Below are 15,669 nucleotides of genomic sequence, written 5' to 3' on the forward strand. Positions count from 1 at the left end.
TAAGGCAGCAGTACCCCGAGCAGGTGATTGCGCCCCATGTCTACCCAACAGGCGGGTATGTCAGACGATTGGAGAAGGCGGACCGCGACGAGTTAATACATCATGAGCGGCAGCGGGGACCCGCAGATCATTGCGTGGCAGGGGCGTGATCGATGACCGGCGGGGACGCCAATGGCGCTTGGGCCTCCAACGTCGTTGACTCGCCTGACGGCGGCTTTCCGCGCGGATGACCGCCGGCGCCAGCCAGCAGATCTGCACCACCCGCTCGACCAACCTGACGCCATCGGCCTGCGCCAGACCGGCGGGCAGCAGACAGCCCACCAGCAACCCCGCCAGCCACCAGCGGGTGCGACGGCGCGAAACCGTATCGGCGGGCCGACCTGGGCTGGCATAGGAAGAGCCATTCATGCTGTTGGAGTACTCGCGGGCATGGTAGATTGCCGATTATCAATTGGCGTTAAAAGTGCAGCCCATGAGTATAAAGGTTAAGCGTTTCCGCGCCCAGCCCGTCACGTCGCTGCTCGGCGGCCGCGGCGAGCTTGGTGGCCTGATGCGCATGGCGAGCCTGATCGACAAAGCCCAGACAGTGCTTCGTGAACACCTACCGCTCGAGGTACGCGAGCATGTGTTCGTGGGCGGCTACCGGGATGGCAAACTTACCCTGATTACTGACCGAGCGGTCTGGCTGACCTGGCTTCGTTACGAACAGCCCCGACTGCTGGATCTACTGAGACAACAGCCAGAGTTCGAGGCCGTACTGGGGTTTACACTAAAGGTTCGCCCGGTCCGCCCCCCGAAGGCCCCGCCACGGCATAGCCGGCGACTGTCGACCAGTGCCGCTGGCGAAATCGCCAGCTGCGCCGAGGATACAGAAGACCCGCGATTGAAACGCGCCCTCGAGCGCCTGGCGTCTCATGCCGACGAACAGGGCTAGCCGACCGCACCTCAGTTGTTGACCTGCCGCCTCAATCTTTCACGCCTGGCACGCCAACCCCCATCTGCCTTGAAAGAAAACAGCGGAAGTACCAGAAAAGCACTAGAGAAGCCCCCAAACAAAAAAACGCCGCTTCCAGAAGAGGAAACGGCGTCAAGATATAGTGCCAATCACGGAAATGACCTCCATGACGACAACTCGGCGAAGGGGCGCAGCCCCGGCTATATCAAGCCATGGCGGGTGAGGCGTAGGAAATGGGGGCGACCTGGTTGGCATCCTCGAAGGTCACCAGCTCCCAGGCATCCGGCTGAGCCAGCATGGCGCGGCAAAGCTGGTTGTTGAGCGCATGGCCTGACTTCACGCCACGGAACTCGCCGATAAGACTGTGACCAAGCTGGTAGAGATCACCAATGGCATCCAGCACCTTGTGCTTGACGAACTCATCGTCGTAACGCAGGCCGCCCTCATTGACGATTCGATAGTCATCGACCACCACTGCGTTATCCAGGCTGCCGCCCAGCGCCAGGTTCTGAGCGCGCAGAAACTCCAGGTCACGCATGAAACCAAAGGTACGCGCCCGGGAGACTTCCTTGACAAAAGACGTGGTCGAAAAGTCCACGACGGCCATCTGGTCGCGCAGCTCCGACACAGGATGGTCAAAATCGATGGCGAAGGAGACCTTGAAGCCATGGTGCGGGAGAAAAATGGCTTCCTTGTCGCCATCGCGCACCACCACTTCGCGCTTGATGCGAATGAACTTCTTGGCCGCGGCCTGTTCTTCGATACCCGCCGACTGAATCAGGAAGACGAAGGGGCCCGCGCTGCCATCCATGATGGGCACTTCACCAGCACTTAGCTCAACAAAGACGTTATCGATGCCCAGACCGGCAAAAGCCGACATCAGGTGCTCGACCGTGGCCACCTTGACGCCACCCTGTGACAGCGCCGTGCACAAGGAGGTATCGGTAACGAGATTGGCGCTGGCCGGAATCTGAACCTCAGGGCTCAGATCGGTACGCACGAAAATGACACCGGTATTCGCAGGCGCCGGGCGAAGGGTCAGACAGACCTTTTCACCCGAATGTAAACCCACGCCTGTGGCGCGGATCGTGTTCTTGAGAGTACGTTGTTTAATCATGGGCATTCGCCGAGCCGTGACATGTAGTTATCAAACGGTGTTCACTATACCAGCGAACGCCCGTTTCAACAAAGAAAAATCACCCCGGCGCACCCTATGTCAACAATAGATTGCTTCAATCGGCCTGGCGGCGCAGGAATGCCGGGATATCCAGGTAGTCGTCCATATCCTTGTTACGGCGCTGATCGGAGCGTGTCTTGGCGGCCTCCTGATCGGCCGTCTTGGCGGCCTGCTGACGCGCTACCGCTGGCTGTTGCTGCAGGGTGCGATAATCTGTGGCCTCGGGGCGCGATGCAGCTGCTTCTCGCGGTGCAGTCGCCGTCTTGGGCGCACGACCATCGAGACCCGCTGCCACCACGGTGACGCGAAGCTCATCCGACATTTCCATGTCGATGGAGGTACCCACCACGATGGTGGCATCTTGAGAGGCAAACTCCTGGACGGTAGCACCGACATCATTGAACTCGCCAATGGACAGGTCGGGACCGGCCGTGATGTTGACCAGGATACCGCGGGCACCGTGAAGGTCGATGTCCTCGAGCAACGGGCTGCGAATAGCCTTCTCGGCCGCTTCACGCGCACGGTTCTCACCGGTCGCACCACCGGTCCCCATCATCGCCATACCCATCTCGGACATCACGGTACGCACGTCGGCAAAGTCGACGTTAATGATGCCAGGACTGGTGATGAGCTCGGCAATACCCTGAACGGCACCCAGCAGGACATCATTGGCAGCGCTGAAGGCCGTCAACAGGGTAGCGCTCTTGCCAAGCACCGACAGCAGCTTCTCGTTGGGGATGGTGATCAGCGAGTCAACATGCTCGGAGAGCTCCTTCATTCCCTCTTCGGCCGCACGCATGCGCTTGGGCCCTTCGAAGGGGAAGGGGCGAGTCACCACGGCAACCGTCAGGATGCCAAGTTCCTTGGCTACCTGCGCGACGACCGGTGCACCACCCGTGCCTGTACCACCGCCCATACCGGCGGTGATGAACACCATGTCAGCACCTTCCAGCAATTCGGCGATGCGTTCACGATCTTCCATTGCTGCCTGGCGACCCACTTCGGGATTGGCACCCGCGCCCAGGCCTTTGGTAATCTCACTACCCAATTGGAGAACGGTCTTGGCGGCGACCCGCTTGAGAGCCTGAGCGTCGGTATTGGCACAGATGAACTCCACGCCCTCGATGCTGCTCTCGACCATGTGATTGACGGCATTACCACCGCCACCACCGACTCCAACCACTTTGATGACCGCGCTGCTTGAGGGTGCGTTATCAACCAGTTCGAACATATGCCCCGTCTCCTGGACCGCATGCGGCCCGTATCAGAAATTTCCTTTGAACCAGCCTTTGATTCTGTCTATGGCCGGCATCGCTTCCTTGAGTCCCCGGGAGACGTCCTCCCTCTTCGGCTGCGCCGAAACGACCCGGCCCTGCCCCTGCCTGGCATCACGCATTCCGTAATGTAGCAAACCGACTCCTGTTGAATAAATCGGGTTTCTGACTACATCGGCAAGCCCACGAACATTCTGCGGGCAGGCGATACGCACAGGCATGTGGAAGATTTCTTCGGCCAGCTCGACCACGCCTTCCATGCGCGAGGTGCCTCCGGTCAACACTACGCCAGCGGCGACCAGGTCTTCGAATCCGCTGCGACGCAACTCTTCGCGGACCAGCGTAAACAATTCTTCATAGCGAGGCTCCACCACCTCAGCCAGCGCCTGTCGTGACAGGTCCCTGGCGGGACGGTCGCCCACGCTCGGTACCTTGATCATTTCATCGCTTGCGGCCAACTGCGTCAGCGCGCAAGCATACTTGACCTTGATGTTCTCGGCATACTGCGTCGGCGTCCGCAAGGCCATGGCGATATCATTGGTGACCTGATCGCCGGCGATGGGGATCACCGCCGTATGGCGAATGGCCCCCTCAGTAAAGACCGCGATGTCGGTCGTTCCGCCACCAATATCCACCATGCAAACCCCGAGCTCACGTTCGTCCTCGGTAAGCACCGCATGGCTTGATGCCAGTTGCTCGAGAATGATGTCGTCGACTTCCAGGCCACAGCGACGCACGCATTTCTCGATATTCTGCACGGCATTGAGCGCCGCCGTGACCAGATGAACGCGGGCCTCCAGGCGAACACCCGACATACCCAGCGGCTCACGAATGCCCTCCTGGGTGTCGATGGCAAATTCCTGAGGCAACACATGCAGCACACGCTGCCCTTCGGATATCGCCCTCGCCCGGGCTGAATCGATCACGCGCTCAATATCAGATGACGATACTTCCCGGTCCTTGATGGCGACCACGCCGTCGGAATTCATCGAACTGATGTGGCTTCCGGCGATACCCACATAAACCGAATGAATATCACAGCCGGCCATCAACTCGGCTTCTTCAACGGCGCGTTGAATCGACTGGACAGTCGATTCGATGTTGATCACGACCCCCTTCTTCATGCCCCGCGAGGGGTGCGAACCGATGCCGGCAATTTCAATGCCACCATCATCGCTGGGCTGACCGACAATCGCCACCACCTTGGATGTTCCGATATCCAGCCCGACTACCATATTAGAAGCGTTGGAATGTCCTGCCATGGGTCGGGAATACTCCTAGAAACTGTTCGGATGATCATCCGTGAATCCGCATAAAATATATATTGGGACAATTATAGGAACAACTTCCCTACTTTCACCACCCCAGCATAAAAACATCGCACACAATAAGCGGTTTTTTTCTGAAAAGAAACACCCTGAACTCCCACGTGACGGGAGCTGCATCGAAAAAAGGTACCCGTTGTCATGCATTCCTCATGGCTCGACCGGAGCCGTCTCACCGTGCCAGGCAACCGCCACACCATTCGGGTAGCGCAGGTCGATGTAGCGAATTTGCGACGCTTCACTCCCCAATTGCCGCCGCCAAGCTGCCTCGAGTCGTGCGAGCCGTGCATCACGATCGCTGCGCCCCAACATGATCCAAACACCGCTATCAAGCTGCAGGCGCCAGGCCCCCCGAGGCTCAAGGCGCAACTGACGAACCGTCACGCCCAGCGCAGCAAAGTGTCGCTGCAGGCGGTCGTAATAGGCCAGGACTTCGGCGCCACTGCCCGTTGGACCGGCCAAGTCAGGAAGCCCCTCTGGAGGGGCAACCGAGCCAAAGGCAAAGGGCTCACCGCGAGGGTTGAGCAACTCGTCATCATGCCAGCGCGCCACCGGCTGCTGCTCGAAAAGCTCCAGCGTCAGCGCATCCGGCCATTGACGTGACACACGGACCTCGGCCAGCCAGCCAATATCTCTGACCCGCTGACGTAGCTCGCCAAGATCAAGCGCCAGCCAGGACTGCCCTTCTACCAGCGGTGCCAACTGCTCGCGCAGGTAATCGGCACTGACGAGTTCAAGATCACCCCGGATCGAGACCCGCTCAATGGGGCGGTCCAGCCAGAGCCACAGCACGCGGCCACCGGCCACCAGCAGTACCATGAGCAGAATGAGACCAAGCCAGGGCCCTCGGGTGCGTTCCATTGCCGGTTACGACTCCTGCGCGGCAGCGAGGCTGCTATCGAGGATGCGAAGCACCAGGGTGTCAAAATCGATGTCGGCGTAGGCCGCCGCTTGCGGGACCAGGCTGTGATCGGTCATGCCCGGCACGGTGTTGACCTCGAGCAGCCAGAAGCGCCCTTCAGCATCACGCATCACATCGACGCGCCCCCAGCCCTCGGCCCCGATAGCCTGGAAAGAGCGACGACTCAAATCACCCAGGGCCTTTTCATCCTCTGGGGAGAGCCCGCAAGGCAGATGGTAGAGGGTCTCGTCGGAGAGATACTTGGCTTCATAGTCATAGAAGCCGCTGGGAACCTCGACCCGTATCGCCGGCAGTACACTGTCTCCGAGCAGCGACACCGTATATTCGGGCCCCTTGACGAAGCGTTCGGCCATCACGGCCGCATCGAATCGCGCTGCATCGCGATAGGCTGCTTCGAGAGCCTCGGGACTATCGACAATGGTGATGCCCAGCGTCGAGCCCTCATGCACGGGCTTGACGATCAGCGGCAGCCCCAGCGAACGGCAGACGCCATGCCAGTCAGCGGTAGCATCGAGTGTCAGGCTCTCAGGCGTGGGAAGCCCGGCATTCTGCCATATCGCCTTGGTACGCTGTTTATCCATGCCCAGCGCAGAGGCCAGCACGCCGCTGCCGGTAAAAGGAATCTCAAGCAGTGACAGCGCCCCCTGAAGCGTGCCGTTTTCCCCCACACCGCCATGCAGGGCGATGAAGACCCGGTCCGGGGCCAGCGCCTGCAAGCCGGCCAAGCCACTGAGGGCCAGGTCATAGCCTATGGCGTCGACGCCACTGCGCTTGAGAGAGGCAAGGATGGCACTGCCGCTGATCAGCGACACTTCTCGCTCAGCGGATGTGCCCCCATAGACGACTACCACTCGGCCATACCGCTCAGGCCTGACACTCTCGCTCATCATCATTGCATCATCCGTCATAGCGACACCTTATCGAGCTCGAGGCGTTGTTCGGCAAGCCCCAGGGCGATGCCGCCAACGTCACCAGCGCCCTGGGTAATCAGTATATCGTTGGGGCGCAGTATGCGCTTGAGCAGAGCCGGCAGTTCCGACTTGTGCTCGACGAATAGCGGATCGACGAGACCACGCTGGCGAATCGAACCGGCCAGCGTCTTGCCTTCGGCGCCAGGAATTGGCGTCTCACCGGCCGCATAGACGTCCAGCAGTACCAAGGTATCGACACCCGACAGCACACGCACGAAGTCCTCGTAAAGATCACGCGTGCGCGAATAGCGATGCGGCTGGTAGACCATCACCAGACGCCGCTCGGGCCAGCCAGCGCGGATCGCACGGATCACCATGTCCACCTCACGCGGATGATGGCCGTAATCATCGACCAGCATCACCTCGCCCTCGCCATCAGGGGCCTTGAAGTCGCCATGTACCTGGAAGCGACGCCCGACGCCTGCAAAGCTCGCCAGACCGCTCAGGATGGCGGCATCTGAAACACCTGCATCGCAGGCCACCGCGATCGCCGCCAGGGCGTTGAGGGCATTGTGCTCGCCCGGCATGGCAAGACGCACCTCGAGGGGCGGCTGGCCATCGGGGCGCAGTGCGGTAAAGCGCACTTCACCGGCATCCTGCACGAACTCGGTAATACGGTAATCGGCGTCCTCGTTGAAGCCATACGTCACAAACTGACGATGCACCCGGTCCAGCAGCCCCCGCACGTTATCGTCGTCGAGGCACAGCACGGCGAGCCCATAGAACGGCAGGTTGTGAAGGAATTCGACGAAGGTGTCCTTGAGCCGCTCAAAATCACCGCCATAGGTGCTCATGTGATCGGCGTCGATATTGGTCACAATCGACACCATCGGCTGCAGGTGCAAAAAGGACGCATCCGACTCATCGGCTTCAGCGACCAGATAATCGCCCTCGCCGAGCCGTGCGTTAGTGCCGGCACTGGTCAGCTTGCCGCCAATCACAAAGGTCGGGTCAAGCCCACCCTCGGCGAGTAGCGTCGAGGCAATGCTGGTCGTCGTTGTCTTGCCATGGGTGCCGGCCACGGCAATGCCGTGGCGAAAGCGCATCAGTTCGGCAAGCATCTCGGCGCGGCGCACCACGGGCACCCGGTGCTCCTGGGCCCAGCGAATCTCCGGGTTGGCCGGGTCGACAGCGGTCGAGACGACCACCACATCGGCCGTCTCAACGTTTTCGGCAGCATGCCCAAGCGCTACGCGAATCCCGCACTGGCGCAGATGGGCGACCACCGGCGATTCCTTTAGATCGCTACCGCTGACCTGATACCCCTGATTGGCCAACACCTCAGCGATGCCACACATGCCAGCACCGCCGATGCCGACGAAATGAATGCGCCGGATACGCCGCATGCCAGGGCCACGGACATCGCCGCCGGCCAGCGGGGATTGCTTACGATATTTCACTGTCTATCTCCATGCAGCCAGCCACCAGGCGATCGACGGCGTCCAAGCGGGCATTAGCCCGGGCGCGGCTTGCCATGATGGCTAGGGTATTGGGCACCAAAATCGCCTCGAGCCGCGCAGCAAGCGCGGACGACGTAATTTCGGCCTGAGGCATCAGTTCGCCGGCGCCGACATCCAGCAGCACCCGGGCATTGGCCGTCTGGTGGTCATCCACCGCATGCGGGTAAGGCACCAGCAGCGCCGGTTTCGCGGCCGCAGCAAGCTCCGCCACCGTCAGCGCCCCGGCGCGACAGACCACCAGATCCGCCCAGTCGTATGCGCTGGCCATATCATCGATGAAGGCGCTGACCTCAGCCGTCACCTCCTGCGCCGCATACGCCTCACGAGTTGCCGCGTCCTTGTCACGGCCGGCCTGGTGCCGCACCTCGGGGCGCTTTTCCGGGGCGAGCTTGGCAAGTGCTGTAGGCAGGTAATCGTTCAACGCCTTGGCCCCCAGAGAACCCCCCACCACCAACAGGCGCAGCGGCCGGTGATTCATCGTGGCTTCCTCGCGGGGCGTCTCACCCAGAGCGGCGATCTCGGGGCGCACGGGGTTGCCTATCACTTCTGCTCCCCGCGGGAAGGCACCAGGAAAGGCGGCATAGACCCGCCGCGCAAGGCGCGCGAGGGCCTTGTTGGTCATGCCAGCCACAGCATTCTGTTCGTGGATCAGTATCGGACGACGCGTCAGCCAGGCCGCGAGGCCGCCAGGGCCGCTGGCGAAGCCGCCCATGCCGACCACCAGATCGGGGTTGAAGCGGGCCATCACGCCGCGAGCCTGCCAGATGGCACGGCTTAGTCGCCAGGGCGTCGAAAGCCAACCGGCCGCCCCGTTACCGCGCAGACCAGCCACATCGATGCGATGCAGGGGGATGCCGGCCTCTGGAACCAATTGGTTTTCGATGCCCCGAGGGCTACCCAGCCATTCGACGCGCACACCGCGGGCTTCGAGGCCACGCGCCAGCGACAGCGCCGGGATCACGTGCCCCCCGGTGCCACCGGCCATGATCAGCACCCGCTCTAGGTTGGATTCTTTCACGCTCGCTCTCCCTGCGATCGGGTCGGTGTCTTGGTGCGCGCCGTCTTGGGAGCTGCAGGTTGCGACCGACGGGCTGCCTGGCGGGTCTCGATATCGACCCGCAGCAACAGCGCCACCATGACGGCACTGACCACCAGGCTCGAACCGCCATAGCTCAGCAGCGGAAGCGTCAGCCCCTTGGTCGGCAACATCCCGGTACTCACGGCGATATTGATGAAGGCCTGGCCGCCGATGATCAGGGCGATACCGTAGCTGAGATAAGCGGCAAACGGCAATTTGGCAAGTTCCGCACGCCGCCCTACCGCCATTGCCCGAATGACCAGCAGGGCAAAAAGCCCGACCACCGCCATGGCACCCACCAGCCCGAGTTCCTCGGCGATCACCGCAAACACGAAGTCGGTATGCGCCTCGGGCAGATAGAAGAGTTTCTGCACACTGTTGCCCAGCCCCAGCCCGAACCAATGCCCACGGCCATAGGCGATCAGTGCCTGAGTCAGCTGATAACCGCTCGCAAACTGATCCGCCCAGGGGTCGGAAAAACTGGTCAGGCGCGCCATGCGGTAGGGCTCGGCGACCGCCAGCAGCGCGCCTAGCGCGGCAAGCAGCAACAGCAGTAACAGGAAACGCCACATCGGCGCACCGGCCATCAGCAACATGCCCATCACACAGCCGGTCATGACGACCACTGAGCCATAGTCAGGCTCGAGAATCAGCAGCGCGGCGAGCACACCCGTGACCAACAGCGGCCGCAGGAAAGCCCCCCAGGTCTTGCGCACCAACGGCAAAAAGCGCTCAAGATAGCCCGCCATATAGGCAATCAGGCACAGCTTGGCGATCTCGGAGGGTTGAAGGTTGACAGGCACACCGGGAATGGATAGCCAGCGAGTGCTGCCGTTGACCTCACGACCGACAATCAGCACCAGTACCAGCAGAAAGATGGCCACCCCCAGCAGCAAGAGGCCATTGACCCGCCACCAACCGATGGGCACCCAAAGCACCGCATAGCCAAGCGCAATCGCCAACAGCACGAAGAAGCCATGCCGGATGCTAAAATAGAAGGGGTTGCCGGTAAGCCCCGATGCCACCTCGGTGGAGGCTGATGTCACCATCACCCAGCCCACCAGCATCAGGGTCAGGGCCGACAGCAGTAGCCAACCATCGAAAGGCTGGTGAGCGGTAGACAGACGTTCGCTCAGCCTCTTCATGTCTTCTCCTTCAGCGTCTCACTTACCCAGTCACGAAAGGCATCACCGCGGGCCATGTAGTGAGGAAACTGATCGAGGCTGGCGCAGGCCGGTGACAACAGAACAGCATCGCCCGGCAGAGCAATGGCCCGAGCCCGCACAAGCGCAGCCACGAGATCATCGACCCGGGTCACCGCCACGCCCTCCTCCACGGCAGTGGCCAGACGCTTTGCATCGGCACCAAATACCACGACCTCGCGGGCATAGCGCGAAAGCGGTTTCGCCAGGGGCGTAAAATCGGCGCCCTTGCCCACACCACCGGCCAGCAGCACCAAACGCCCCTCGAGCGTCGGCCCCAGGCCTTCGATGGCCGCCAGTGTCGCCCCGACATTGGTGCCTTTGGAATCATTGATCCAGGCGATATCGTTCACCTTGGCGACAAGCTCACCACGGTGGGCAAGCCCCTGAAAGCGCTCGAGCACGGCGCGCATCGAGGACAGCGGCAGTCCCAAGCGCTCGCCCATGGCCATCGCGGCCAGGGCATTGGCCTGATTGTGACGCCCGGGCAGGCGCACGGCACTGGCCGGCATCAACGGGATCTTGCCACGCATCAGCCAAGGCACATCGCCCTGGCCATCATCATGCCCCGCAATGCCCCAGTCGCCCTCATCGGGGGCTTGGGTGGTAAAGCGATCCAGCGCCGGTAGAGTCGTTGCCGGCCAGGTCATGGGGTCATCGGCGTTGACCACGCCATGAGCCGCGCCGCGGAAGATGCCAAGCTTTGCGGCGCGATACCCCGCCAGATCACCATGACGATCCAGGTGATCATCGCAGAGATTGAGAAAGGCTGCCGTCTCGGCACCCAGCCAGGGCGTGGTCTCGAGCTGGAAGCTGGATAGTTCAAGCACATAGAGCTCGGCATCGGGCATATCGGCCAACAAATCCAGCGCCGGCGTGCCCAAATTCCCCCCGACGGCGACATGGCGACCGGCCTCGCTGGCCATCTCGCCGAGTAGCGTGGTTACGGTAGATTTGGCGTTGGAGCCGGTAATGGCGGCAATGGGGGCACGACAGGCACGCACGAAGAGTGCGATTTCGCCAACCAGGCGCGGCCGGCCCTCATCATCGATAGCCGCAAGTGACGGCAAGCCTGGTGTCTTGGGATCCACACCGGGGCTCAAGACGACTTCTCTGGCCGCCGACATATCCAAGCCATCGAGCGGGCCGCAGTGAATCGCCACCTCAGGGTATTGGGTTCGAATCTCGTCAAGACCGGGCGGTGACGAACGCGTATCCGCGATCATGAAGGGGACATCCAGTCGCGACAGATGACGCGCAATGGCGCGGCCCGATACGCCAAGCCCCACCACCAGCGTCACCCCCTCGGGGACAGCGACCATCAGCGAACCTTCAGCGTCGCAAGACCCATCAGCACCAGCACCACGGTAATGATCCAGAAGCGCACGATGACCCGCGGCTCGGGCCAGCCCTTGAGCTCGAAGTGGTGGTGAAGGGGCGCCATGCGAAAGATGCGCCGACCGGTAAGCTTGTAGGAAGCCACCTGCAGGATCACCGACACCGTTTCCATGACGAAGACCCCGCCCATGATGAACAGCACGATCTCCTGGCGCACGATCACCGCCACCACGCCGAGGGCAGCACCCAGGGCCAGGGCCCCCACGTCGCCCATGAAGACCTGAGCCGGGTAGGTGTTGAACCAAAGAAAGCCAAGACCGGCACCGGCGATGGTACCGCAGAACACCGCCAGCTCGCCGGCGCCGGGAATCAGCGGAATATGCAAGTATTCGGCGAAGACCGTGTTGCCGCTAGCGTAGGCAAATACGGAGAGCCCCATGGCCACCAGCACGGTGGGCATGATCGCCAGGCCATCCAGGCCATCGGTGAGATTGACGGCATTGGAGCTACCCACGATCACCAGATAGGTCAGCACCACGAAGAACAGCCCCAGCGGTATCACCACCCCCTTGAACAGCGGGACGATCAGACTGGTCTCGACCGGGCTCGCCGCGGTCAGGTAGAGCAGCACCGCAGCTCCCAGCCCGATTACCGATTGCCAGAAGTACTTCCACCGCGCTGGCAGGCCACGTGGGTTCTTCTCGACCACCTTGCGGAAATCATCGACCCAGCCAATGGCACCGAAGCCCAGAGTGACGCCAAGCACGATCCATACGTAATGGTTGGTCAGATCGCCCCACAATAGCGTACTGACGGCCATCGCCATCAGGATCATCGCCCCGCCCATGGTCGGCGTGCCGGCCTTGGACAGGTGTGACTGGGGACCGTCATCACGCACCGCCTGACCGATCTGGCGCTCGACCAGGCGGCGAATCATCATCGGTCCCAACCACAGACACAGCAGCAGAGCCGTCAATGTCCCCAGGATCATGCGCAGGGTCAGGTAGCCGAAGACATTGAAGGCGTTATTGTAGTGCGACAGTATTTCGGCGAGAAAAAGCAGCATGGGTTGCGTTCACCTTGATGCATCCAGGCGCAGCTCGGCAATCAAGCGTTCCATGCCGGCGCTGCGCGAGCCCTTGACCAGTACACTGGCCCCGGACGGAAGATGGTTGTGGGCATGGCGCGCGAGCGCCTGCCAATCGTTGAAATGACACCCGCCTTCGCCGAAGGCCTGACTGGCCGGCACGGCCGGCGCACCCAGAGTGCCAAGAAAGTCGATACCTCGTTCCCGCGCATGACGTCCGATGTCGGCATGTAACTGATCGGACGCCGATCCCAATTCGCCCATGGCCCCCAGCAGGCACCAGCGGGGGCCCGGTAGTTCGGCCAGCAGATCTATTGCCGCTTTCACCGCTCCGGGGTTGGCATTATACGTATCGTCGAGCAAACGTGAATCGCGGATTCCCGGCACCACCATCAGGCGCCCGGGCATCGGCGCCGCTGCCGACAGACCCGCCATCAAAGAGGCCTCGTCCAGCCCCATGGCGAGAGCGGCTGCGGCAGCAGCCAGAGCATTGGCCACATTGTGCCGGCCAAGCAGGCCAAGCTGAACACGCCCCAGTGAGCGGCCATCGACATGAAGCGCAAACGCATAGCGCCCCTCGCCATCACAGACCGGGTCGACTGCACGGACCCGGGCTCCCTCCGCGAAGCCGAAATCCAGCACCTCATGCGGCTCAGCCAGCCGGCACCATAGCGGATAGAAGACATCGTCGCGATTAAGCACCGCCACCCCATCGGCGGCGAGGCCAGCAAGAATTTCGGCCTTGGCCTGAGCGATGCGCCCCGTGTCACCAAACTCACCGACATGGGCGCCGGTCACGTTAGTGATGACCGCCACCTGCGGCGCGGCCAGCAACGTCGTCCAGGCGATCTCGCCGACATGGTTGGCACCGAGCTCAAGCACCGCATGGCGATGCTCGGCAGCCAGCCCCAGCAGGGTCAGGGGTGCACCGATGTCGTTGTTGAGGTTGCCGCGAGTCGCGAGCCCCTTACCATCTGCCGCCAGCAGAGTGGCAAGCAACTCCTTGACCGTGGTCTTGCCGCTGTTGCCGGTGATAGCAACCAAGGGGCCACCCCAGGCCTGGCGGCGTGCCTTGGCAAGCACGCCCAGGGCCAGGCGAGTGTCGGGCACCACGAGCTGTGGCAGCGGATCCTCGACGGGGCGCGACACTACCGCGGCAAGTGCCCCGGCCTCACGTGCCTTGGCCAGGTAATCGTGGGCGTCGAAGCGCTCGCCGACCAATGCTATCAGCACCTGGCCCGGCGTCAGCGCACGCGTATCGGTGGTGATGCCCAAGACAGGCGATGAGAAATCACCCGGGCAGGCAGTGCCGAGCAGCTCGGCAAGCTCCCCCAGTGTCTCAAGGCCCACACCACTCATGAACGTGACTCCGCTGCCGCCTCGAGGGCATCGAGGACCTTGTCGATTTCGTCGGCATCGGAAAAATCATGACGCACACCATCGATCTCCTGATAGGCCTCGTGACCCTTGCCCGCGATCAGCACCAGATCCTCCGGACCAGCGGCCTCAAGGCAGGCACGAATCGCGGCACGACGCCCATCGATGCACCAGGCGCTATCGCGCTCGGCCGGCTCGAGGCCTGCCAACACCTCATCCCGAATCGAGGCAGGATCCTCCCCTCGCGGGTTGTCATCGGTAATCACCAGCCGATCAGCGCGAGCGGCGGCTGCACGCGCCATCAGCGGCCGCTTGCCGCGATCGCGTTCGCCGCCACAACCAAAGAGGCACCAAAGCTGGCCCGCTGCCCCCAGATGCGCTCGCAATGCCATCAGCGCGTTGTCCAAGGCATCCGGCGTGTGGGCGTAATCAACCACCACCGCTGGTTGGCCAGACCGGGAAAGCGGCTGCATGCGCCCAGGCACCGGAGCCAACTGCCCCGCCGCCACGCTGATATCCTCGAGGGACTCGCCGAGACCATAGAGCGTGGCCATGGCCAGCAGCACATTATCGAGGTTGAAACGCCCCATCAGGGACAGCGCCAGCGCAAACTCGCCATCGGGGCTCGCGATCAAGGCGCGCTGACCGTCGGGGAGCGGCTCCCAATCGAGAACGCGAAAAGTGGTAGCCTCGCCTTCGCCTGTCGCCAACACCCTGACCCCCCTGGGCAGTCCGGCCAGCATCAACCGTGCCAGAGAGTCATCACCATTGACCACGGCGAGCTCGAGCTCCGCGCGCTTGAAAAGCTTTGCCTTGGCGGCGGCGTAGTCGGCCATCCCGGTGTGATAGTCCAGGTGGTCACGGGTCAGGTTGGTAAAGACCGCCGCCTGCACCCGGCACCCCTCAAGGCGCTGCTGAGCGAGTGCATGGGACGACACCTCCATGGCCACTCGGTCTAGTCCCTGGGCCGCCATCTCACCCAGACTCTCCTGCAGTGCCAAGGGGCCCGGTGTGGTCAAGCCGCTCTCCACAAGCGCGCCCGGACGACCACTGCCCAGGGTGCCAATGAGCCCACAGGGGCGGCCAATAGCCTCGCTCAGCGCCGCCAGGTAGTGGGTCACCGAACTCTTGCCGTTGGTGCCGGTAACGCCAATCAGCTGCTGCTTCTCAGGCACCTGAAACACGCTGCGACCAAGTTCCCCCACGCAGTCAGCAAGGCCATTCAGCATCAGCACCCGCGGGTCAGCGGCCTCAGCATGGGAAGGTGAATCGGCATCCGCATGACAAAGCACCAGCGCAGCACCGGCCTCAAGCGCTTGAGCCAAGTAATCTCGGCCGTCGACATGGAGTCCAGGCAGGGCGATGAAGACATCGCCCTGCCTTACGAGGCGACTGTCCTGTACCAACCGTCGTGGGCCTTCAGGTGTGTCGGCAAGCGCGGCAGTGACGCCGGGCCAGAAGGCCTCTAGGCTGGCTAGGAGGCGCGAATTCTCAACCTGCATG

General features: G+C 62.3%; 14 protein-coding genes. 1 reads left to right on the plus strand and 13 read right to left on the minus strand.

Annotation, left to right across the window (positions count from 1 at the left end; translation table 11 throughout):
• Positions 1-60: 60 nt before the first annotated feature.
• Positions 61-408: a hypothetical protein gene (locus tag HF027_RS07260; protein WP_168014279.1), complete on the minus strand. Its 348-nt coding sequence runs from the start codon at positions 406-408 to the stop codon at positions 61-63.
• Between the two features lie 64 nt (positions 409-472).
• Between HF027_RS07260 and HF027_RS07265 the strand changes: the two genes are divergently transcribed.
• Positions 473-934, plus strand: a complete 462-nt coding sequence (locus tag HF027_RS07265) for a DUF721 domain-containing protein (RefSeq protein ID WP_168014281.1) — start codon at positions 473-475, stop codon at positions 932-934.
• Between the two features lie 226 nt (positions 935-1,160).
• Here the strand turns inward: HF027_RS07265 and lpxC are convergent, their stop codons facing one another.
• The 12 genes from lpxC to HF027_RS07325 all read right to left on the minus strand — a co-directional run bounded on the left by lpxC (position 1,161) and on the right by HF027_RS07325 (position 15,668).
• The gene (gene lpxC / locus HF027_RS07270; protein ID WP_168014283.1) at positions 1,161-2,072 is read right to left on the minus strand and encodes a UDP-3-O-acyl-N-acetylglucosamine deacetylase; all 912 of its coding nucleotides are present in this window, start codon (positions 2,070-2,072) and stop codon (positions 1,161-1,163) included.
• Positions 2,073-2,187: 115 nt separating this feature from the next.
• The gene (gene ftsZ, locus HF027_RS07275; protein WP_168014285.1) at positions 2,188-3,363 is read right to left on the minus strand and encodes a cell division protein FtsZ; all 1,176 of its coding nucleotides are present in this window, start codon (positions 3,361-3,363) and stop codon (positions 2,188-2,190) included.
• Between the two features lie 33 nt (positions 3,364-3,396).
• The gene (gene ftsA / locus HF027_RS07280) at positions 3,397-4,668 is read right to left on the minus strand and encodes a cell division protein FtsA (RefSeq protein ID WP_136255373.1); all 1,272 of its coding nucleotides are present in this window, start codon (positions 4,666-4,668) and stop codon (positions 3,397-3,399) included.
• Between the two features lie 213 nt (positions 4,669-4,881).
• On the minus strand, positions 4,882-5,592 hold the full coding sequence (locus HF027_RS07285) for a cell division protein FtsQ/DivIB (protein ID WP_168014287.1): 711 nt from the start codon (positions 5,590-5,592) through the stop codon (positions 4,882-4,884).
• A 6-nt stretch (positions 5,593-5,598) separates the two neighbouring features.
• Positions 5,599-6,561: a D-alanine--D-alanine ligase gene (locus HF027_RS07290; RefSeq protein ID WP_245184580.1), complete on the minus strand. Its 963-nt coding sequence runs from the start codon at positions 6,559-6,561 to the stop codon at positions 5,599-5,601.
• A complete protein-coding gene (murC, locus tag HF027_RS07295; RefSeq protein WP_168014385.1) occupies positions 6,558-7,970 on the minus strand; it encodes a UDP-N-acetylmuramate--L-alanine ligase in 1,413 nt (470 codons plus the stop codon). The genes HF027_RS07290 and murC overlap by 4 nt, the downstream gene beginning before the upstream one ends.
• A gap of 40 nt (positions 7,971-8,010) precedes the next feature.
• Positions 8,011-9,069, minus strand: a complete 1,059-nt coding sequence (gene murG, locus HF027_RS07300) for an undecaprenyldiphospho-muramoylpentapeptide beta-N-acetylglucosaminyltransferase (protein WP_245184586.1) — start codon at positions 9,067-9,069, stop codon at positions 8,011-8,013.
• A 29-nt stretch (positions 9,070-9,098) separates the two neighbouring features.
• Positions 9,099-10,307, minus strand: a complete 1,209-nt coding sequence (ftsW, locus tag HF027_RS07305) for a putative lipid II flippase FtsW (protein WP_168014291.1) — start codon at positions 10,305-10,307, stop codon at positions 9,099-9,101.
• Positions 10,304-11,686, minus strand: a complete 1,383-nt coding sequence (murD, locus tag HF027_RS07310; RefSeq protein ID WP_168014293.1) for a UDP-N-acetylmuramoyl-L-alanine--D-glutamate ligase — start codon at positions 11,684-11,686, stop codon at positions 10,304-10,306. The genes ftsW and murD overlap by 4 nt, the downstream gene beginning before the upstream one ends.
• Entirely contained in the window at positions 11,686-12,768 is a 1,083-nt protein-coding gene (mraY, locus tag HF027_RS07315; RefSeq protein ID WP_168014295.1) for a phospho-N-acetylmuramoyl-pentapeptide-transferase, read from the minus strand. Before mraY ends, murD begins: the two co-directional genes overlap by 1 nt.
• 9 nt (positions 12,769-12,777) lie before the next feature.
• Complete coding sequence (locus HF027_RS07320; RefSeq protein ID WP_168014297.1) at positions 12,778-14,148, minus strand: UDP-N-acetylmuramoyl-tripeptide--D-alanyl-D-alanine ligase; 1,371 nt, start codon at positions 14,146-14,148, stop codon at positions 12,778-12,780.
• Positions 14,145-15,668 (minus strand): UDP-N-acetylmuramoyl-L-alanyl-D-glutamate--2,6-diaminopimelate ligase, encoded by a 1,524-nt coding sequence (locus HF027_RS07325; RefSeq protein WP_168014299.1) that lies wholly within the window; start codon positions 15,666-15,668, stop codon positions 14,145-14,147. Before HF027_RS07325 ends, HF027_RS07320 begins: the two co-directional genes overlap by 4 nt.
• Position 15,669: the final 1 nt, after the last annotated feature.

The organism is Halomonas salinarum, from assembly GCF_012062845.1.
Lineage (GTDB): Bacteria > Pseudomonadota > Gammaproteobacteria > Pseudomonadales > Halomonadaceae > Onishia > Onishia salinarum.